This window comes from Intrasporangium sp. (assembly GCF_032907665.1).
GTDB lineage: Bacteria > Actinomycetota > Actinomycetes > Actinomycetales > Dermatophilaceae > Intrasporangium.
In genome coordinates this window covers 1-20,445 of sequence record NZ_JAJJPG010000053.1, presented here as the reverse complement: position 1 = coordinate 20,445, position 20,445 = coordinate 1, and the positions used below count along the sequence as shown (strand labels likewise).

Annotated in this window: 15 protein-coding genes; 11 read left to right on the top strand and 4 right to left on the bottom strand. The window is 68.6% G+C overall.

The annotated features are described in order from the left end of the window. Positions 1–396 (top strand): proline racemase family protein (locus LOY02_RS09810; RefSeq protein WP_317182171.1); only part of this gene is annotated, 396 nt, incomplete at its 5' end. 29 nt (positions 397–425) lie between these two features. Further along, positions 426–1,127, top strand: a complete 702-nt coding sequence (locus LOY02_RS09805; RefSeq protein WP_317182170.1) for a GntR family transcriptional regulator — start codon at positions 426–428, stop codon at positions 1,125–1,127. A gap of 49 nt (positions 1,128–1,176) precedes the next feature. Here LOY02_RS09805 and LOY02_RS09800 read toward each other — a convergent pair whose 3' ends face one another. From LOY02_RS09800 to LOY02_RS09790, 3 genes are all read right to left on the bottom strand, one after another. Further along, the gene (locus LOY02_RS09800; RefSeq protein WP_317182169.1) at positions 1,177–2,874 is read right to left on the bottom strand and encodes a ribonuclease J; all 1,698 of its coding nucleotides are present in this window, start codon (positions 2,872–2,874) and stop codon (positions 1,177–1,179) included. A 195-nt stretch (positions 2,875–3,069) separates the two neighbouring features. Next, positions 3,070–3,567: a hemerythrin domain-containing protein gene (locus LOY02_RS09795; protein WP_317182168.1), complete on the bottom strand. Its 498-nt coding sequence runs from the start codon at positions 3,565–3,567 to the stop codon at positions 3,070–3,072. A gap of 165 nt (positions 3,568–3,732) precedes the next feature. Next, positions 3,733–4,740: an AraC family transcriptional regulator gene (locus tag LOY02_RS09790; RefSeq protein WP_317182167.1), complete on the bottom strand. Its 1,008-nt coding sequence runs from the start codon at positions 4,738–4,740 to the stop codon at positions 3,733–3,735. 267 nt (positions 4,741–5,007) lie between these two features. On the opposite strand from LOY02_RS09790, the gene LOY02_RS09785 reads away from it, so the two are divergent. The 5 genes from LOY02_RS09785 to LOY02_RS09765 all read left to right on the top strand — a co-directional run bounded on the left by LOY02_RS09785 (position 5,008) and on the right by LOY02_RS09765 (position 10,580). Beyond that, a complete protein-coding gene (locus LOY02_RS09785) occupies positions 5,008–6,369 on the top strand; it encodes a sugar ABC transporter substrate-binding protein (RefSeq protein WP_317182166.1) in 1,362 nt (453 codons plus the stop codon). 104 nt (positions 6,370–6,473) lie between these two features. Then, positions 6,474–7,427: a sugar ABC transporter permease gene (locus tag LOY02_RS09780; RefSeq protein WP_317182165.1), complete on the top strand. Its 954-nt coding sequence runs from the start codon at positions 6,474–6,476 to the stop codon at positions 7,425–7,427. Beyond that, complete coding sequence (locus LOY02_RS09775; RefSeq protein WP_317182164.1) at positions 7,424–8,239, top strand: carbohydrate ABC transporter permease; 816 nt, start codon at positions 7,424–7,426, stop codon at positions 8,237–8,239. The genes LOY02_RS09780 and LOY02_RS09775 overlap by 4 nt, the downstream gene beginning before the upstream one ends. Further along, a complete protein-coding gene (locus LOY02_RS09770; RefSeq protein ID WP_317182163.1) occupies positions 8,236–9,018 on the top strand; it encodes an SDR family oxidoreductase in 783 nt (260 codons plus the stop codon). The genes LOY02_RS09775 and LOY02_RS09770 overlap by 4 nt, the downstream gene beginning before the upstream one ends. A 35-nt stretch (positions 9,019–9,053) precedes the next feature. After that, entirely contained in the window at positions 9,054–10,580 is a 1,527-nt protein-coding gene (locus tag LOY02_RS09765) for a mannitol dehydrogenase family protein (RefSeq protein WP_317182162.1), read from the top strand. On the opposite strand, the gene LOY02_RS09760 is transcribed toward LOY02_RS09765, so the two are convergent. Then, the gene (locus tag LOY02_RS09760; protein WP_317182161.1) at positions 10,468–11,811 is read right to left on the bottom strand and encodes an MFS transporter; all 1,344 of its coding nucleotides are present in this window, start codon (positions 11,809–11,811) and stop codon (positions 10,468–10,470) included. The genes LOY02_RS09765 and LOY02_RS09760 overlap by 113 nt on opposite strands. A gap of 112 nt (positions 11,812–11,923) precedes the next feature. Here LOY02_RS09760 and LOY02_RS09755 point away from each other — a divergent pair, with 112 nt between their 5' ends. The 4 genes from LOY02_RS09755 to LOY02_RS09740 all read left to right on the top strand — a co-directional run bounded on the left by LOY02_RS09755 (position 11,924) and on the right by LOY02_RS09740 (position 20,124). Beyond that, entirely contained in the window at positions 11,924–12,604 is a 681-nt protein-coding gene (locus LOY02_RS09755; protein ID WP_317182174.1) for a flavin reductase family protein, read from the top strand. Continuing rightward, positions 12,601–13,350: a metalloregulator ArsR/SmtB family transcription factor gene (locus LOY02_RS09750; protein ID WP_317182160.1), complete on the top strand. Its 750-nt coding sequence runs from the start codon at positions 12,601–12,603 to the stop codon at positions 13,348–13,350. The genes LOY02_RS09755 and LOY02_RS09750 overlap by 4 nt, the downstream gene beginning before the upstream one ends. Positions 13,351–13,455: 105 nt before the next feature. Next, complete coding sequence (locus LOY02_RS09745; RefSeq protein ID WP_317182159.1) at positions 13,456–16,830, top strand: S8 family peptidase; 3,375 nt, start codon at positions 13,456–13,458, stop codon at positions 16,828–16,830. Between the two features lie 519 nt (positions 16,831–17,349). Further along, complete coding sequence (locus tag LOY02_RS09740) at positions 17,350–20,124, top strand: membrane dipeptidase (protein WP_317182158.1); 2,775 nt, start codon at positions 17,350–17,352, stop codon at positions 20,122–20,124. The last annotated feature ends 321 nt before the right edge of the window (positions 20,125–20,445 follow it).

Below are 20,445 nucleotides of genomic sequence, written 5' to 3'. Positions count from 1 at the left end.
CTCTCGGGTGTCTACGGGACGATCTTCGTCGAGGACGTCGCACCCGACGACGAGCTGGCGCGGCGCCCCTTCGAGGGCCTGAGCGCGGAGGGAGGCGTGCACCAGCGCAACGTCGTGGTCTTCTCCGACGGCGAGGTCGACCGGTCACCGTGCGGCAGCGGCACGGCCGCGCGGGTCGCCCTGCTCGCCAGCGACGGGATCCTCGGGGATGGCGACGTCCTCGTGCACGATTCCATCGTCGGGAGCAGGTTCCGTGCTCGCGTCGCAGCGCGCGTGAGAGCCGAGGGCCATGATGCGGTCGTGCCCGAGGTCACCGGTACGGCCCACCGCGTCGGGTCGAGCACGTTCACCGTCGATCCCCGGGACGAGCTCGTCCCGGGCTTCGTGCTGCGATAGGTCGGGTCAGCGATGCTGGGGGCGAGGACATGAGAGCTGACGAGGCGCAGGAGAGCCTGCCGTTCGTGCTGCCGAGCTTCGACAACCAGGCGAACCTGCGCCAACAGGTCGGGGACGCCCTGCGGGCGCTGGTCATCACGGGTCAGATGAGGCCCGGGCACGTCTACTCTGCGCCCAAGCTCGCGGCTCGCTTCAGAGTCTCGGCGACGCCCGTCCGGGAGGCCATGCTCGACCTCGTGAGCGAGGGGCTCGTGGAGGTCGTCCGCAACAAGGGCTTCCGGGTCACCGAGCTCGAGGACCGCGACCTCGACGCCATGTCGGAGCTGCGCTCCCTGATCGAGGTCCCGGTCATGGGGCTCGTTGCCGCGAGCTGTGAGGGCTCCGTGGCGGCGGAGGTGGAAGGGCTGCGTCCACTGGCACGTCGAATCACCGACGCGGCGGCGGCCGGTGACCTCGTCACCTACACCGAGGCGGACATCGAGTTCCACACGCGCTTCCTGGCCCTGCACGGCAACCAGGTCGTCGTCGACGTCGCGCGTGAGATGCGGCACCGCGCGCGGCTCTACGGCCTGGAGGGTCTCGCGGAGGCGGGACTGCTCGCGCAGCTGTCGCTCGAGCACGAGGAGATGGTCGATGCCGCGCTGCGGCGCGACGAGGAAGGCATGCGCCGGCTCATGACCCAGCACCTCGGACACATCCGCTCGACCTGGGCAGGTCGCCCGCAGGACTGAGCTCGTCCCGGCGCGTCCGGCCCCGAACCGTACCCTCTTGCCCCTGCGGTCAGGCGTCGATGATGACCGGGATGATCAGCGGGCTGCGGCGGTGCTTGCGGTGGGCCCACGTCGATGCAGCGGCGCGCACGAGCTCCTCGACCTGCTCGATGTCCTCGATGCCTTCGCGGGAAGCCTTGGTCAGGGCCGTCTGGATGGCCGGGGTGGCGGTCTCGAAGTCCATGGCGTCTTGTTCGAAGCCGTGCGCGAGGTAGTCCGGGTCCTCGGCGAGCCTGCCGGTGTCGGGGTCGACGATGCAGATGATGGTGAGCACGCCTTCCTCCGCGAGGGTGCGCCGGACGTGCAGGTGCTCCTCGGTGGCGCCGCCGACGGTCATGCCGTCGACGTAGACCATCCCGGCGGGCACGGTGCCGGTGATCGTCGCGCGACCGTCGACGAGGTCGATGACCGACCCGTCCTGCGCGATGAGAACGCGCTGGGCGTCGACCCCGGTGCGGATGGCGATGTCGGCGTTGGCTCGCAGGTGGCGCCACTCGCCGTGGACGGGTAGGACGTTGGAGGGTCGGATGACGTTGTAGCAGTAGGCGAGCTCGCCCGCGCTGGCGTGCCCGGAGACGTGGACCTTGGCGTTGCCCTTGTGCACGACGTTGGCTCCCCACCGGGTGAGCTCGTTGATGACCCGGTAGATGGCGTTCTCGTTGCCGGGAATCAGCGAGCTCGCCATGAGCACGGTGTCGCCCTCGGTGACGCGGACCGGGTGGTCCCGGTTGGCCATGCGAGCCAGCGCGGCCAGCGGCTCGCCCTGTGAACCAGTGGCGATGATGGCCATCTGGTTGTCCGGGAGCCGCTCGAGCTTCTTGAGGTCGTCGACGACGAGCCCGTCGGGAATGGTGAGGTAGCCGAGGTCGCGGGCGATGCCCATGTTGCGGACCATCGAGCGGCCGACGAAGGCGACCTTGCGCCCGTGCTGCTGCGCGGTGTCGAGAATCTGCTGGATGCGGTGGACGTGGCTGGCGAAGCTGGACACGATGACGCGCCCGGGAGTGGTGCGGAAGACGGCCTCGATCGCGGGCGCGAGCTCGCCCTCCGAGATGGTGAAGCCGGGGACTTCGGCGTTGGTCGAGTCGACGAGGAACAGGTCGACCCCCTCCTCGCCGAGCCGGGCGAAGGCCCGCAGGTCGGTCACCCGTCCGTCGAGGGGGAACTGGTCCATCTTGAAGTCGCCGGTGTGCAGGACCAGCCCGGCAGCCGTGCGGATCGCGACGGCGAGGCCGTCGGGGATGGAGTGGTTCACCGCGATGAACTCGCAGTCGAACGGTCCGAGCCGGCGCCTGACCCCTTCGCGCACCTCGACGGCGACCGGCTTGATGCGGTGCTCCTTGAGCTTCGCGGCGAGGAACGCGAGGGTCAGGCGCGAGCCGACGACGGGGATGTCAGGACGCTCGCGCAGCAGGTAGGGCACGCCGCCGATGTGGTCCTCGTGGCCGTGGGTCAGCACGATCGCGTCGATCTTTTCGAGCCGGTCGCGGATCCACGTGAAGTCGGGCAGGATCACGTCGACGCCCGGCTGGTGCTCCTCGGGGAACAGGACCCCGCAGTCGACGACGAGCAGCCGCCCGGCATGCTCGAAGACGGTCATGTTGCGGCCGATCTCGCCGAGGCCCCCGAGCGGGACCACGCGCAGCCCGCCCGAGGGAAGGCTCGGCAGACCGGTGGCCTTCTTGCTGCGGGACCCGCGGCGGCTCATCGGGCAACCTCCGTGCCAGATGGGACGTGGGCGACATGGTGGCGAGACGTGATCACGGGTAGTCCTTACGTCGGTGGTTCGCTGGCGGGTGCTGCCGTGCTGCCCTGCTGCCCAGGTGCTGGGAGCCGGCCCAGCGGCATACGACAGCCGTATGCCGCTGTGCTGGTGAGGTGGGGTCAGCTGGCGTCGTGCACGTCAGGAGATGACGGCGTCGATCGTCTTCTTGAGCGCGCTGGGCTGCGCGGGAGAGCGCGGTGCCCGCTTCTTCGCCTCGAGCAGCCGCTCACCGATCTCCTGGAGCTGCTTGCGCCCCAGCTGCTCACGCACCTTGGGGAACCACTCCTTCTCCTCCTCGTCCATGTGGTGCGTGACGCTCTCGATGAGGACCATCGTCTTCGCCTTGAAGCGCTCCTCATGGGCGCCCATGGCGTAGAGCTCCATCGTCAGGACGTCGGCGACGTGGTGCTCCTCGTAGGACTCGAGGATGTCATCCTCGAGCTCGGGCAGGAGGGCCCGCACCTCGGGGTAGAGCACTTCGTTCTCGATGTAGGTGTGCACGGTGAGGAGCTCGATCACCTTGCTCACGATCTGGCCGCGGCGCGCGTCCGTGGTGGAGCTCTTCTGGAACTCGCGGAAGAGGGCCCGCACCTCGCGATGGTCGTCGCGCAGGATGACGAGGGCGTCGGTGGACATGCTGCCTCCTTGGTGAGCAGGGTTGTCGACACGGGACGCGCCGGCTCGCCGGATGGGCATGCCGGCGCACCCCCATCCTCCACCGCATCCGGGCCCGCGGCTCGGTTTGCCACCTGGTCGAGACCAATCGAACACAGCAGTGGACTTCCGATCACGGCAGCGGGGTCAGTCCGTCGGCGCTTTTCGGTTCAGGCTGAACAGCTCTGGCGGCGGCTTCTCGGCCGTCTCGAGGCGCCGGTAGGCGGTGGGCGTGATGCCGACCTCGGCGAGGAACTGCCGGTTGAAGTTCGCGATGTTGTGGTAGCCACTCATCGCGGCGACCTGGGCCACGGCATGCTCCGTCGTGTCGAGGAGCCTGCGGGCGTAGGCGATCCGCAGCTTGCGCACCATGCTCGAGAACGTCATGCCGCTCCCGGCCTTGAAGTACTTCGAGAACGTCGGCTCGGACATGTAGGCCAGTCGAGCAGCCGTCGAGAGACGGATGTCGCCCGTGAGGTTCTCGAAGATGTAGCTCAGGCCGGCTTCCGCCGCGTCACGGGAGGCAGCGTCCGTGGGCCGGCCCAGCCATTCGCTCGCCACCATCTCGTACTCGTCGCGCGGGGCGTGGGCGAAGAGGGCAAGCACCCGGAACAGGTGGCCCAGCTGCTCGACGCCATGGCTGTGCACGCACGCGAGGATCGTCTCGGCGGCCCGCCACGCCGTGGCCCCGGAGAAGACCAGCCCCCGCGTCGAGCGCTGCAGCATGTCGGACACCTCGGCGAGCTCGGGCAGGTGGTCCGTGGCCCCACGGATCCAATCGTCGCTGAACTGGATGACGGCGTCGCGGTCGACCGCCACCTGGCCTTCGGCGAGGTCACTGACCCAGTCGTGCGGCAGATTGGGTCCCATCAGGCTCACGTGGCCGGGGGCGAAGGTGCCGATGTGGTCGCCGGCGATGAAGCTGCCCCGAGTCTTGGTGATCAGGTGGATCTCGTATTCCGGGTGGTAGCCCCACCCGCAGATCTCACTGGGGAAGTCATGGGTCAGGACGCGCACCGACGCCTGCGGGTGTGGGGGGATGACCTCCCGTCGGAGGTTCGGGTTCAGCGACAGGCTCGGCGGCAGCTCCCGGGCGGAGCTGGTCGTCCGCGGCTGGACGGACCTGTGGCCGTGGACGGGGCCGGACCGATTCACGAGGGTCGTCTCCTTCGGCGCGGCTGCTGGAGCCGCCTCAGTCACAACGGGTCCCGGAGGCGAGCCTGTGCCGCACTGCGCGAAAAATAGTATCAACAACGGGTAGGCGATGGTCCTTGTTGCCGCTCACGCGCCGTCAATAGCGTTCCGGGAAGTTCCAGTGAACAAGCACGACGGACGTCTCGTCCGGGCACGCAGGCCCTGCGGGGCCGCCTGTCGCAACGGGCCGGACGCGCCGAGCGGAACTGCCTACCAAAGGAGTTAGGAATGCTTGCGAAGAATCGCACGCTGACATTCGGAGGGGGTCTCGTGGCGCTGACGATGGCGTTGGCCGCGTGCTCCTCGGGCGCCGTCTCTTCGGGCAGCGACACGGCTGGTGGCGCAGGCGGGTCGGTCACCCTGAACCTGGCCACCGTCAACAACGGCCAGATGAAGGACATGGAGCAGCTCAAGACCGAGTACGAGTCCGCCAACCCTGGCGTCACGGTCAACTTCCAGGTCATGGAGGAGGGCGACCTGCGCAGCGCCGTCACGGCCGACGTCGCGAGCGGGGCGGGACAGTACGACATCGTGACCATCGGTGCCTACGAGACGCCACAGTGGGGCGCCAACGGCTGGCTCCTGGACCTCACGCCGGAGCTCGAGGCCGACTCGGCCTACGACGTGGACGACCTGCTGCCGCCAGTGCGCGACGCGCTGTCGCTGGAGGGCAAGCTCTACGCCGTCCCGTTCTACGGCGAGTCCTCGATCCTCATGTACAACAAGGAGATCCTCGACGGGGCCGGAGTCACCATCGGCAACAGTCCGACGTGGCAGGAGGTCGCCGACGCCGCCAAGAAGGTCAACAGCGCGGACATGGCCGGCATCTGCATGCGCGGCAAGCCCGGCTGGGGCGACCTCTTCGCGCCGCTCACCACGGTCGTCCAGACGTTCGGGGGCAACTGGTACAACGAGCAGTGGGACGCCACGGTCGACACGCCGGAGTGGAAGGAGGCCGTGACCTTCTACAAGACGATGCTCGACGAGTCAGGTGAGAAGGACCCGGTCTCCTACAGCTTCAACGAGTGCCTGACCGCCCTCAAGGAGGGCAAGGCAGCAATGTGGGCCGACGCGTCCGTCGCCGCATCGATGCTCGAGGCTGACGACTCGCCCGTGAAGGGCAAGATGGGGTACGCCCACATGCCGGTCAACAAGACCGAGGAGTCCGGCTGGCTGTGGAGCTGGAACCTCGCCGTCCCCGCGACGACGAAGAACAAGGACGCCGCAGTCTCGTTCGTCAAGTGGGCGACGAGCAAGGAGTACCACCAGCTCGTCGGCGAGAAGATCGGCTGGTCCAACGTCCCGCCAGGCGCCCGCACGTCGACCTACGAGATCCCGGAGTACAAGGAAGCGGCCAAGGCCTACGCACCGATCACCCTCGAGGTGATGAGTGCGGTCGACCCGAAGCAGCCGGGCGTCAACGCTCAGCCGTGGGTGGGGATCCAGTACGTCTCCATCCCCGAGTTCCAGGATGTCGGGAACAAGTGCGCGCAGTACATCGCGGACTACCTGGCAGGCCGCTCCGCTGTCGACGACGCACTGGGCAGGTGTCAGACCGACGCCCAGGCGGCCGGCGAGAAGCACAAGTGAGTCCTGCGTCGTGACGGTGGTGCCGGCCCGGCGAAGGGCCGGGCCGGCACCACCCTCCGTTCTCCCACCCGGTCTTCTACTCGGTCGCACAAGGAAGTGTCGCCATGAGCCTGACCACCACCACGAAGAAGCCCGTCAACCTCGACGAGGTCGAGGCGGACACTGCGACAGAAGGTCGCCGCGTGCAGCGCAAGCAGCTGTGGACGAACCGCAGCCTGCTCCTCCCGGCGGTCATCTTCCTCATCCTGCTCACGCAGATCCCGTTCATCGTCACGATCGTCTTCTCGACGATGGAGTGGAACCTGCTCTACCCGGACGACCGCGGCTTCAGCGGGCTCGACAACTTCAGGACCGCCCTGACGTCCGGTGAGCTCTGGCCCTCCATCGTCGCGACGGTCCTCATCACCGCGCTCTCAGTGGTACTTTCCGTGCTCCTCGGCCTCCTCTTCGCGGTCCTCCTCGATCGGAAGCTGCCAGGGCGAGCACTCGCACGGACCCTGATGATCACGCCGTTCCTCGTCATGCCCGCAGCCGCAGCGCTGATCTGGAAGTTCTCGATGTTCGACACGAACATCGGGATGATCAACTGGCTCCTGCGCGGACTCGGCCTGGACACGGTGTCCTGGAGCACCAACTATCCGCTGGCGACGGTGGTCATCGTGCTCACCTGGCAGTTCACCCCGTTCATGATGCTGATCCTGCTGGCGGGCCTGCAGGGGCAGGCCAAGGAGACCCTGGAGGCCGCCCAGGTCGACGGGGCCGGCCCGTGGCGGACCTTCACCTGGATCACACTGCCGCACCTGCGCATGTACATCGAGATCGGCGTCCTGCTCGGCACGGTGATCATCCTGCAGGTCTTCGACCCCATCGCGATCCTCACCAAGGGCACTGGCGGCACGAAGACGCTCGCCTACCTGCTCTACGAGCGTGCCTTCATCGGGCTCGACGTCGGGCAGGCGGCGGCCTACGGCGTCGTCACGGTCATCCTCACGATCATCGTGGCGACGATCGCGCTCAAAACCCTCTTCAAGGTCTTCATGGCGGGAGGCAGCCGATGAGCGCCCCACTCAAGAATGTCCTGGTCAATGTCCTCACCTGGGCGCTCGTGCTCATCTTCTTCTTCCCGGTGTTCTGGATGTTCGTCAACGGTTTCAAACCGGAGTCGATCGCGTCCTCGGTGAATCCTCAGCTCTTCTTCACGCCCGTGACCGACGGCTACCAGCTCGCGATGGACAGAGGGATGGCCGGCTACCTGCAGAACTCGATCACGGCGTCGATCACGGCGATGATCATCTCGGTCGGCCTCGCCATTCCGGCCGCCTACGCACTGAGCATCCGCAGGGTCAAGGCCGTCGAGGGGGCGCTGACCTTCTTCATCTCGACCCGCTTCATGCCGCTTGCGGCGATCGTTCTCCCACTCTTCATGATTCTCAAGACCGTCGGAATGCTCGACAACATCTACATGCTGGCGATCGTCTACGGCGCGATGAACCTTCCCGTCACCGTGTGGATGATGCGGTCGTTCTTCCTCGAGGTGCCCTTCGAGATCATCGAGGCGGCCAGGGTCGACGGCGCCGGGCTCTACCGCGAGATCGTGCGAATCGTCCTGCCGCTCGTCCTGCCCGGCATCGCGGCAGCGGCGCTGATCAGCTTCATCTTCGCCTGGAACGAGTACTTCCTCTCCCTGCTGCTGACGAGTTCCGCGGCCCGCACGACGCCGCCCTTCCTCGGCAGCTTCGTCGACGGGCGTGGCCAGTTCCTCGCCGTGTTGTCCGCGGCGGCGACGATCGCGGCCCTGCCCGTGATCATCGCCGGCTGGGTTGCGCAGAAGCAGCTCGTGCGTGGTCTCTCGATGGGTGCCATCAAGTGAGCGACGTCAGCCCGCCGCGTGAGGCCGGGGCCGTCACGGAGCACTACGGGCGCAGCCTCGAGGACACCGTCGTCGTCGTCACCGGTGCCGGCGGGGGGATCGGGGGTGCCATCGCGCGGACCGTCCTCGAAGCGGGCGGCCGCGTGGTGGCCGGCGACCTCAGGGCCGAGCCCCTCGGTCGGCTGCGCTCCGGGTGGGCCGAGGACCGGCTCGCGCTCAGCGTCGGAGACGTCAGCCAGGAAGCCACCGCCGACGCCCTCGTCGCGGCGGGGGTGGACACCTTCGGCCGGGTGGACTCGGTCGTGGCCAACGCCGCCGTCGGCTGCTACGGCGGCCTGCTCGACCACAGTGCGCAGGATCTCGGGCGGATGATCGACGTCAACGTCAAGGGCACCGTGTGGCTGGCCCGTGCAGCCGTGCGACAGTTCCGCGCCCAGGGCGACGGCGGCGACATCGTCATCGTCGGCTCGGTCGCCGGCCTGCTCATCGGTGGTGGCCAGGAGGCCGTCTACGCGGCCACGAAGGGCGCCCAGATCAACCTCGGTTACGCACTCGACCGCGAGCTCCGGAGCGAGGGGATCCGCACGACGACCATCGCCCCCGCCGGGGTCAACACCCCCTTTGCCGCCGCGGACGGCAGGTTCGGCGACCGCGACCCCTCGCAGGGCCACTTCATGGAGCCCGATGACATCGCCCAGGCCGTCGCATACACCCTGCGCCAACCGCGGCGCATGCGCACCGAGCTGTGGACGATGTGGAGCCTGTCCGAGAACCACTAGCCAACCGAATGCGACTCTCCCCATCGAGGAGACAGATGACGACTGCCACCCGGCCACCCGTGGCCATCTCCGCCGCCACGCTCGGAAACCTCCCAGCGGAGGTGAGCCCAGCGGCATACGACCGCTCGAGGGTCACCCCGAGCATCGTGCACTTCGGGGTGGGGAGCTTCCACCGCGCCCACGAGGCGATGTACCTCGACCGCCTCATGGCCCAGGGGACAGCACTCGAGTGGGGCATCTGCGGCATCGGGGCCCTCCCGCAGGACAGGCGGATCGTCGACACGCTGACCGCGCAGGACGGCCTCTACACGTTGGTCGTCAAGCACCCGGACGGCCATCTCGAGCCGCGGGTCATCGGCAGCATCGTCGAGATGATGTTCGCGCCCGAGGACCCCCAGGCCGTTGTCGACCGGCTCGCTGATCCGCGCACCCGGATCGTCTCGCTCACCATCACCGAGGGCGGCTACCACGTCAACCAGGTGACAGGCGAGTTCGACGCGGACGACCCGTCGATCCGGTGCGATCTCGTCGAGGGTGCGATGCCCCAGACCGTCTTCGGTTACGTCGTGGCGGGCCTGGCCGCGCGGCGTGCCGCGGGGAGACCGCCCTTCACCGTCATGTCGTGTGACAACCTCCCCGGCAACGGCGACGTCGCTCGACGGATGATGACCACCTTCGCCCGGCTCAAGGACCCGGACCTCGCGGACTGGATGGACGAGCACGTGGCCTTCCCGAACTCCATGGTCGACCGGATCACGCCCGTCACGGCGCCCGAGGACATCGGACACCTCGCCGAGGAGTTCGGCGTCGCGGACGGCTGGCCCGTCGTCTGCGAGCCCTTCACGCAGTGGGTGCTGCAGGACCGCTTCACCGACGGCCGGCCCCCGCTCGAGGACGCCGGAGTCCAGCTCGTCGACGACGTCGCGCCCTACGAGCTGATGAAGCTGCGGCTGCTCAACGCGAGCCACCAGGCGTTGTGCTACCTCGGCTACCTGTCCGGGTACCGGTACGCCCACGAGGTGTGCCAGGACCCGCTCTTCGTCGGCTTCCTCCTCGCCTACATGGAGCGGGAGGGCAGCCCCACGCTGCCGGATGTGCCGGGCGTCGACCTCGACGGGTACCGGCACGAGCTGATCGACCGGTTCGCCAACCCCGAGGTGCGCGACACCCTTGCGCGGCTGTGTGCAGAGAGCTCGGACCGCATCCCCAAGTGGCTCGTTCCCGTCATCAACGACAACCTCGAGGCCGGAGGAGAGATCGACCGCTCGGCGCTCGTCGTGGCGGCGTGGGCGCGCTATGCCGAGGGCGTCGACGAGCAGGGAGCGCCCATCGAGATCGTCGACCGCGTCAAGGACCGCGTCATGGCTGCCGCCGCCCGCCAGGGGCAGGACAAGCTCGCGTTCATTCGCGACCGTGACCTCTTCGGTGCCCTTGCCGACGACGCGCGGTTCACCGGGGCGTATGCCGCTGCGCTCGACTCGCTGCACGCCAAGGGGGCGCGCGCCACCCTCGAGGCCCGCCAGGCCCTCGACTCCATCGGTCGTGGTGCGGGCGGACGGTGAGGAAGACGACGAGGGCGAGGGCCTGGACTCCGGTGAGCACGAGTGACAGGACGAGGACTGACTGCTCATAGAGCAGCCCGATCAGCACGCTGCCGGCCAGCCACGCCAGCCCGTAGCACGCCGTGAAGATCCCATAGGCGCTGCCACGGCGCGCGCTCGGAGCGAGGTCCGCCACAGCGGCGCGCATCGTGCTCTCCTGGACACCCATCGCAGCCCCCCACACCAGCACCCCGGCCGCCGCTGCCGCGCCGTTGGTGCTGAACGCCAGCCACGGCACCAGGGCAGCGAGGAAGGGAAGCACGACGAGGACCCGAAGCCCCACGCGGTCGTAGAGCCAACCCGATGCGACGGCTGCCAGGGCGTCGACGCCCATCGCGACGGCGTACACGACGCCGACAGCTGCCGGCGCCATCAGGTTCGTCGAGACGAGGTGGAAGGCGAGGAGTCCAAAGGTGGCGTACCCGAGCATCGTCAGCGAACTGAACCCCGCGTAGACCCAGAACTGGCGCGACAGGCCCGCGCCGCGTCGTGAGACCGGTGCGCGGCCCTCGCGGCGAGGAGGTTGCTCGACGGGAGTAGCGCGAGTCTCGGGCCGGGCCGCCACCTCGTACACGGATGTGTTCGGGACCCGGCGACTGAGCCAGATGAGCAGTGTCATCGCAACCGCTGCCGGGACGGCCATGGCCAGGAACGCAGGCGAGTAGCTGCCTGAGGCGGAGATGACAGCGGCGACGACCAGCGGGCCGACGAAGGCGCCGCTCTGATCCAATGCCTCATGCACGGCGAAGGCCTTGCCGCGGCCGTACTCTGCCCCGGCGTTCGCGAGCATGCTGTCCTTGGCTGGGCTGCGGACCGCCTTGCCCAGGCGCTCCGTCAGCACGAGGACGGACGCGATCCACAGGGCGTTCGTCACCCCGAGCAGCGGGACTGACAGGGCGGTGAGACCGTAGCCGGCCAACGTCAGCCGCCAGCGCAGGCGCGGCCGGTCGGCCAACCTGCCGAACACCAGCCGCAGCACGAGGGCGACGGCCTCGCCGGCCCCCGTGACCACACTGATGAGCAAGGCGGATCCGCCCAGAACAGCGAGGAACGGTCCCGTCACGCTGCGCGCGCCCTCGTACACGACGTCCATGAGCGCGCTGACCACGCCGAGCAGGACGATGAAGTGCAGCGGAGTCAGCGGTCCGCGACCGGAGGATGCGTCACGAGGGACACGCGAGGAGTCCGGCACTGCACAAGGCTACTCATCAAGACCCCTCCCGACCGACGCCCGGACGCTCGAGTGGCGCTGATGCACGGCAGGTGCCAGACCCGGCTGTCTCCCGGATCAGTGCGGCGTGCTGATGTACATCGTGATTGGTTCGTTCGGGCCCGAACCATTGGTGGGGCATGGTGTTGTCGTGGAGCCCATGACCGAGATCTGTCCGCCCGTCTTCTACTTCGGTACGCCCGTCGTGCTCGTCACCACGCTCAATGCGGATGGGTCGAGCAACATCTCACCCCTGTCCTCGGCGTGGGCCCTCGACAACCGGTACGTGCTCGGGTTCGGCAACGATGGGCACGCCCTGGCCAACCTGCGCCGACACCCCGAACTTGTGATCAACCTGCCCGCCGCACACCAGGTGGAGGCGGTCGAAGCCATTGCCCCCACGACGGGCAGCTCACCCGTGCCGGCGCACAAGCGCTCGAGCTACCGGCACGTCGCGGACAAGTGGTCACTCGGTGGGTTCACCCCCCAGACGTCGCTCGACGTGGCGCCCGCACGAATCGCCGATTGCCCCGTTCAGCTGGAGGCACGGCTCGTGCAGGAGGTCCGCATTGCTGACGGCGCGGCCGCCGCGGTCGAGGTCGCGATCACTCGCACTCACGTCCATGCCCGGATCTTGAGCTCCACGCCGAACCGGATCGACACGAACCGGTGGCGCCCCCTGTATTACACGTTCCGGCACTACTTCGCGCAGGGCGAGCGGGTGGGAGTCAACTTCCGGGCCCCTCTGCTCGACGGGCCTACGGTGGCATCGTGAGCATCGATCCCGGGTCCGTCGCCGACTTCGGCGCTGCGTTGGCGCATCCATCGCGGGTGAGGATCTGCCTGGCTCTGCTCGACGGCCGTGCATGGACCGCAGGCGAGCTTGCTCGCGCGGCCGGCGTGACCAAGTCGACGGCGAGCGAGCACCTCTCCGTGCTCGTTGCAGCGGGCCTTCTCGCCCAGGAGCGGCAGGGCCGACACCGCTATCTGCGTCTCGCGTCCCCGGAGGCCGCGGAACTGGTCGACTCCGTGGCAACCTTTGCCGGCCGTCCGGCCGGCGTCTCATCGTTCCGGGCCGCCAGCGTGCGCGACGACCTGGCCAAGGCCCGCACCTGTTATGACCACCTGGCCGGTGCCCTCGGCGTTGCGATCTACGACGCTCTGCTTCGAAAAGGCGTTCTCACTGACGTCCACGGGCTCGCCGTCACCCCGGGCGGAGAAGAGTTCATCACCAGGACGATCGGCGTGCGAGCCCTCACCCCGCAGACCCGTAGGCCCCTCGCCCGAACCTGTCTGGACTGGACTGAGCGGCGCCATCACCTCGGGGGCCATCTCGCGTCGGTTCTGCGTGAAGCCTTCGTGGAACGCGAGTGGGTCATCCCCTTGCGGACTCATCGAGCCCTCCGACTCACGACAGCGGGAGCCGACGCCCTGCGCAACCTCTTCGACACGGACCCGACGCCGTGGCTCCACACGGACGCCACGTCATACGCGAAGAGGCGCGAGACGAATCGGCGGTGACCTCCTTCGGCCATGTCCTGTTCTCGCCACCCGTGGGCAGTGACCGTTGGCCGGGATCGACCCGAGACTGATCCGGTCCGATCCGCCCCACTCTTGGAGTCCGAGATGAGCCGTCGTCGATTGACCATTGCGGCCCTGGCCACCGCGCTTTCGGTGCTGGCGGCGGTGTCGCCCGCCTTCGCGACGCCTGATGAGATGCCGGCGACGACGACGGGAGCCCAGGTGATCACTCCGGTCGCGAGCACGCCAGCAGCGCAGGCGACGCCCACTGACGTCACGCTGCTCACCGGCCACGTCATCAGGGTCGGGCAGACCATGGACGGTCGCCAGTCCGCCACGGTGATGAGGGTGCCTCCGGGGAGGGACGGGAACGTCCTGACGTTCACGGACGACGGGGACCTGCATGTCGTGCCGCGCGAGGTGCTCCCGCTGTTGCACGCGGACCGGCTGGACGGTCGTCTCTTCAATGTCACGGACCTGGTCGCCGACGGGTACGCCGATTCCGATCGCGACGCCATCCCGCTGCTGGTGAGCGGCATGAGCCCGGAAAACGTCAAAGGGGCTGCGGGTGTCCATGAGGTGCGGGCCTTCGGCAGCGTTGGCGTCGTTGCGCTCGCTGTCGACAAGGACGATACCGCTGCCTTCTGGCAGGCGACCGTCGCCGGTCCCGCCGCACTCAGTACGGGCGAAAAGATCTGGCTCGACGGGCCTGTCGAGGCCCGACTGGACCGCAGCGTCCCGCTGGTCGGCGCGCCCGAGGCGTGGGGTGCCGGTTACGACGGGGCGGGCGTCACCGTTGCGGTGCTCGACACCGGGTATGACCCGGCGCACCCGGATCTCGCCGGCCTGGTCACCGAGGCACGCAGCTTCGACGGGACCGGGTCGGCCGTGGACGGCAACGGGCACGGGACCCACGTGGCGGCCACCGTTGCGGGCAGCGGAGCGGCCTCGGACGGCACCCGTCGCGGTGTCGCTCCCGGCGCCCGGCTCTTGGTCGGCAAGGTGCTCGACGACTCCGGACAGGGCCAGGAGTCGTGGCTGCTGGCCGGCATGGAGTGGGCCGCGCGCAGCGGCGCCGACGTCGTCAACCTGAGCCTGGGTGGCGGTCCGAGCGACGGCAGCGACCCGCTCAGCCTGATGGTGAACGAGCTCACGGCGGAGACCGGCACGCTGTTCGTCATCGCCGCCGGCAACTCCGGGCCGTCAGCCGGCACGATCGACACCCCCGGAGCCGCCGATGCCGCGCTCACCGTGGGCAATACCGACCTCGACGACCACGTGATCGAGAGCTCGGGCCGCGGCCCGCGGCTCGGCGACCACGCAGTGAAGCCGGAGCTGGCCGCGCCGGGCACCGACATCGTCGCGGCTCGGGCGGCGGGCACCGAGATGGGCTCTCCCGTCGACGAGCACTACACGTCGGCCACCGGGACGTCGATGGCCACGCCGCATGTCGCCGGCGCCGCCGCCGTTCTGGCTCAGCGTCACCCGGACTGGACCGCCGAGCAGCTCAAGGCGGCGCTCGTCGGCCACGCTCATCCGCTCGACGAGGGCACCGTGTTCGACCACGGCGCAGGCCGCCTCGACATCGCGGACGCGCTCGCGGCCACCGTCGCCGCGGAGCAGAGCACGCTGCCGTTCGGATTCCTGCCGTGGCCGAACGACAACGCTGCGCCGATCGAGCGCACGGTGACGTACCGCAATTTCGGAAGTACGCCGGCGACGCTGGACCTCGCGGTGGACACAGCGCTTCCGGCTGGGGCAGTCAACGTCGAGCCGGCCTCGCTCACCGTGCCCGCCGGCGGTGCCAGCTCGGCCGTGGTCACCGTCGTGCCGGAGCTGATCGAGGCCGGCGACTTCGGCGGCTTGCTCGTCGCCACGACCGAGAACGGCGACAGTATCCGGACACCGTGGTCGTACGGCGAGGAGACCGAGCATTACACGCTCACCATGAACGCCGTCGGCCGAGACGGCGCGCCCTCCGCCGGCTGGGCGATGGTGTGGAGCGAGGCGATGGGTTTCTACTACTACGTCGTCAGCCTCAGCGGCAGCGGCCCCGAAAAGGTGCGGCTTCCGCGTGACGACTACATGGTGATCGGCGCATCGACGGTGTACGACGGCGACTACCGCGTGATTGAGGAGACGCTGGGCGGCGCTCCCGAGCTGGAGCTGACGGGGGACCGCACCGTCACGTTCGACGCCCGCGCCGGCGACGAGCTCGTCTTCAGGACGCCGCGCCCGTCCAGGCCTGCGCAGGTGCAGCTGGGTTGGACTCGGTGGTACGACAGCGGCGCCGGGATGGACGGCTGGGTGCACTACAACAGCGGCGTGCCGAAGCTGGCCGTTGCGTCCAGCGACCCGGTGCGCGAGGGCCGGTTCGAGTTCGTGGCCGGCGGTCGGTTGATCGCACCGGACACACCGGCCGAACGGACGCCGTATCTGTACGACCTGCTGTTGCCGACCCAGGACCAGATGCCGGCGAGCGGCACCTACGAGGTCGGTGAGGGCGACCTGGCCCGGATTGACACGACATTTGTCGGTGTCGGCGAGGGCGGCCGGACCTCCTTCGAGGTCCGCGAGGGATTCTCGGCCATGGCCGCCAGTCGGGTGAAGGGCATCAACTCCGTCCACACGCCAGGTCCGCGCACCGATTACGTGTCCGCCAACGGCAGTGTCTGGCAGTCCATGGTTTCCCTTCCCCACGACGGCGGGCTCGAGGTTCCGACCATGTGGGACAACTACCGCAGCTACGAGCCCGGGACGCGGCTGGACACCCGCTGGTGGGGCGCGCCGTACTCGGTCGGCACCGACTCCGACTTCTCAGTCACCGACGCGTATCGAAGCGGCGACGACCTCAACGTGCTCCTGCGCGATTACCAGGACGGCGAGCCGGACCACTGGGGCGACTCCTACCTCAACGAGGACGAGCTGGCCAAGGTCCGCAGCCGGCTATACATCAACGGCAAGCTGCACAGCGACCAGCCCCGCGGCAGCTTCACGATTGAAGGCCTCCCGCCCGAGCCGGCCACGTACCGACTCGTGCACAGCGTCACTCGCACCGGGCCGACGTGGACCAGCTCCGCGTACAGCGAGTCCGACTGGACGTTCCGGTCCGCGCACGAGTCCGACACGCAGTGGCCGCCCACCGGAATCCCACTCCTCGATGTGAACTGGACCGTCCCCACAGATGAGCAGAACCGAGCGCCGGGCGGCACGCGGTTCACCTTCGAAGTCACTGCCCGGCACGTGCGCGATATCCCCGCGGGACCGATCCGGAAGGTCAAGGTATGGGCCTCCTACGACGACGGCGACACGTGGCGGCCAGTGGCGCTGCGCCCACGGGGCGGCGACCGCTACGCAGCGATCCTCGTCCACCCGGCGACCGAGCGGACCAGCGGATGGGTGTCGCTACGGGCCGAAGTCGAGGACGCGGATGGCGCCGAGCTACGGCAGACCACGATCCGTGCCTACGGGCTGGACTGACCGCCGCGGTCATCGCCCAATCCGGGCCGGCCCGTGCAATCCGGGTGGGGCTGGGGCCTCCGGTTGAGGCTTGACGGTTCTCCGCCGGGTGATCCTGACAATCTCGACGTCCAGGTTGCCGTGTGTCGCGGGGTCGTGGTCAAGGCACCTCCCAGAGGTCGCTGTCTCGGACGGGGCCGGTGCTGTCGCGTTTCACGGTGGGCAGCACCTCGTTGTCGGTATCGAACTGGAGGATGTCGGCTCCGACGTGGACGTCGCAGCGTTCGCCGGCCCGGAGCCAGATGGGCGGTCGCTCGGTCAGGCGTGCGTCGGAGGTGAGCTCGAGGCCCGGGGGGTGGGACGGCCTGGTGATGCCGACCTCGGCAGCCGACGTAATCGGCCAAAACGCAGTATCCCCAGTGCGCGGCCAGTAGTGTCCGGCCCAAGTGTCCATCCGGGGAGGTTGGCGGACGGTGCGGGGAGGTGCAGCCCGCTCGACAGACCCACGTCCGGACACTCACACAACACGCAGGGGGAAACATGCGTTTGAAGGGGATTCCGCGACCCTTGCTCGGGGTCCTGCTCGCCGCCGCCCTCGGGCTTGCCGGACTGGGCGTGCCGGCCGCCGCACCGGCGACGGCGCAGCCGCTGAGCGCCAGTGCCAGCCAGAGCGAGGTCGCGACTGCCGAGACCGCGTCGGTCGACAACCTCACGCCCTCGCCGAGTCCGGTCGTGGGCTTCGCCGACCTCCACAACCATCAGTTCGCCAACCTGGGCTTCGGTGGACTGCTTCTCTGGGGGGAGCCCTTCCACGAGCAGGGCATCGAGTACGCCCTGCCCTGGAGCGACTTCACGCCGGCGGCCGAGGGCGAGGTCGTCCAGCCGGACGGGAGCCCGCTCGACCGGATCGCCTGTGGTGGCATCGGCCTGTACTCGCACTGCCCGCCGACGTGTCCGCCCGGGACGGGCCCAGGCACCGACGAGTGGTGCTGGGGCGTCGCGGTCCACGGCGCCGGCGGCCTCTACGACCTCTTGCAGATGGTGCTCAACGGGGGAATCGGTCACGCGGTGGGCGGGTATCCCGAGTTCGACGGCTGGCCGCGCTGGAACACAGCGACCGGCCAGCAGGCGTACGTCGACTGGGTCGAGCGCTCGTGGCACGGTGGCCAGCGCCTGATGAGCATGCTGGCCGTCAACAACGAGTCGCTCTGTTCGCTCGTCAACCGTCGCGCCGCCTTCGGGTGCGACGACATGAGCGCCGTCGATCGACAGCTCCAGGGCGCGAGGAACCTCGAGCGCTACGTCGACCTGCGGGACGACAACGAGCTCAACGGAAGCGGCTGGTACCGCATCGCCACCTCGTCGGCCGAGGCCCGCCAGATCATCGCGTCGGGCAAGCTCGCCGTGGTGCTGGGCATCGAGGTGCCGAGCCTCTTCGACTGCAAGCCCAACGCCGCCGCCTGCACTGAGGCCCACGTCCGGGAGCGACTCGACCACTACTACGAGCTCGGGGTGCGCCAGGTCCTGCCAGTGCACAATGCAGACAATGCTTTTGGGGGAACAGCCCTCTACAACGAGATCTTCGCGGCGAACAACCGGATCATCACGGGGGAGTGGTGGAACATCGAGAACTGCCCTCCCTCCACGGGGATCGACTTCCACGCCGGGCTCACCGATGATCCGCTCTTCCAGTACTTCGCCGTGAGGCTCGCCGGCGAGACACCTCCGCCGGTCCCCGAGGGTTCGAGCTGCAACGCGAAAGGCCTGACGCCGCTGGGCGAGTCGCTGATCCAGATGCTGATGGACAAGAAGATGATCATCGATCTGGACCACCTCTCGGCCAAGTCCCTCGACCGTGCCCTCGACCTGCTCGAGGAACGTGGCTACCCAGCCGCGGTGATGAGCCACTCGGGCTTCCACGGTGCGGCCCTGCCCGGTGGTGGCGGGAACCACGAGGGGAACAAGTCGGACCTGCAGCTCGAGCGACTCCGTGCCCTGGGAGGCACGGTGGCGGCGATCCTTCACCAAGGCGGACGCAGTGACGTGCGCACTTACGTTCGACCCGACGGGTCCACCCCGGTGCCCTTCACCTGCGGTGAGTCGTCCCAGGCCTGGGCGCAGGCCTACCTGTATGCCGTGGAGAAGATGCAGGATCGTGCCGTCGCCATCGGCAGCGACTTCAACGGGTTCGCCGGGATGCCGGCGCCCCGCTTCGGAGATGAGGCCTGCAAGGGCGACATGGCGAGTGGCTATGTCGCGAGTCCCGGTGTGACCTATCCCTTCACCGCCCACGGAACGGGAGCCATCCTGGACCGACAGGTCATCGGGGAGAACGTTTTCGACTACAACGTCGACGGTCTGTCGAACAACGGGATGCTCCCCGACTTCATCGAGGATCTCAAGAGGATCGGACTCACCGATGCCGACCTCGCGCCGCTGTTCGGCTCCGCTGAGCAGGTCGTGCGGATGTGGGAGCTTGCGGAGGACACCACGGCGCCCACGGTCACGTGCTCGCCGCCGGACGGCGCCTGGCACGCAGGCAACGTCACGGTCGAGTGCACGGCAACCGATGACGTGGCCGGCCTGGCGAGTCAGGCGGACGCCGCCTTCAGCCTGTCGACATCGGTTGCTGTCGGCGTCGAGACCGACGATGCGAAGACCGGCACCCGCACGGTGTGCGACGTGCGCGCCAACTGCGTCACGGCCGGTCCCTTCGGAGGCCACAAGGTCGACCGTCGGGGTCCCCAGATCGACCTCGTGGCGCCAGCCGTCACGACCTACACGATCGGTGAGCCGCTGACCGCGTCCTACTCGTGCTCGGACGGGGGCTCCGGCGTCGCCGAATGCGCCGGCCCGCAACCGGATGGCGGGGAGGTGCCGACGGACGCGGTCGGGACGTTCCAGTTCACGGTGTCGGCCACCGACCAGGTGGGCAACCGCAGCACCTCGATGTCCGACTACCGGGTCTCGTATGGCGTGTGCCCGCTCTACGACACCGACAAGGCCAAGCCTGCCGGCAGCGTCGTCCCTCTCGCGGTCATGCTGTGCGACTCGCAGGGCGGGAACGTCTCCGGGCCTGACATCACGGTCACCGCGCTGGACCTCGTGAGGGTCTCCGACGAGACCACCGCGCCGGTCGAGGACGCAGGCAATGCGAACCCCGACTCGGGATTCCGCTACAGCAGCGGACTCGGGGTGGGCGGCGGCTACATCTACAACCTGAGCACCAAGGGTAAGCCTTCGGGCACCTGGGCGTTGCGCTTCACGGCCACGGGCGACCCGAACGTGCACCGAGTCCTGTTCCAGTTGAAGTAGGGCTCGCCGACGCTCTTTCAGCGTGCGGTTGCGGGGTAGCCCCCCGCAACCGCACGCTGTGCGCGAGAAGGCCCGCCACCTCGGTGACCGTGCGGCCATCGCCGATGACCGCCAGAACCGCCCTGCACCGCTGCTCAGCCACGCTCATCTCGCTCATCGAGGGAGTGTCCTGGACCAGCCGAAGCAACCGTCAAGCATCAGCCGAGGGACCGTCAGGCATCAACGGAAGCCCGAACGTCACCCATCAGCCGACGTCATAAGGGCGTTGGGTGGGGCAGCAGGGGCTTGAACCCTGGACCGACGGATTATGAGTCCGCTGCT

What these genes read in the sequence shown, in the direction of transcription:
- LOY02_RS09780 (WP_317182165.1), top strand. Translation starts at nt 6,474, where the DNA reads ATGAGCCTGACCACCACCACGAAGAAGCCCGTCAACCTCGACGAGGTC.
- LOY02_RS09765 (WP_317182162.1), top strand. Translation starts at nt 9,054, where the DNA reads ATGACGACTGCCACCCGGCCACCCGTGGCCATCTCCGCCGCCACGCTC.
- LOY02_RS09775 (WP_317182164.1), top strand. Translation starts at nt 7,424, where the DNA reads ATGAGCGCCCCACTCAAGAATGTCCTGGTCAATGTCCTCACCTGGGCG.
- LOY02_RS09805 (WP_317182170.1), top strand. Translation starts at nt 426, where the DNA reads ATGAGAGCTGACGAGGCGCAGGAGAGCCTGCCGTTCGTGCTGCCGAGC.
- LOY02_RS09800 (WP_317182169.1), bottom strand. Translation starts at nt 2,874, where the DNA reads ATGAGCCGCCGCGGGTCCCGCAGCAAGAAGGCCACCGGTCTGCCGAGC.
- LOY02_RS09755 (WP_317182174.1), top strand. Translation starts at nt 11,924, where the DNA reads ATGTACATCGTGATTGGTTCGTTCGGGCCCGAACCATTGGTGGGGCAT.
- LOY02_RS09740 (WP_317182158.1), top strand. Translation starts at nt 17,350, where the DNA reads ATGCGTTTGAAGGGGATTCCGCGACCCTTGCTCGGGGTCCTGCTCGCC.
- LOY02_RS09745 (WP_317182159.1), top strand. Translation starts at nt 13,456, where the DNA reads ATGAGCCGTCGTCGATTGACCATTGCGGCCCTGGCCACCGCGCTTTCG.
- LOY02_RS09795 (WP_317182168.1), bottom strand. Translation starts at nt 3,567, where the DNA reads ATGTCCACCGACGCCCTCGTCATCCTGCGCGACGACCATCGCGAGGTG.
- LOY02_RS09785 (WP_317182166.1), top strand. Translation starts at nt 5,008, where the DNA reads ATGCTTGCGAAGAATCGCACGCTGACATTCGGAGGGGGTCTCGTGGCG.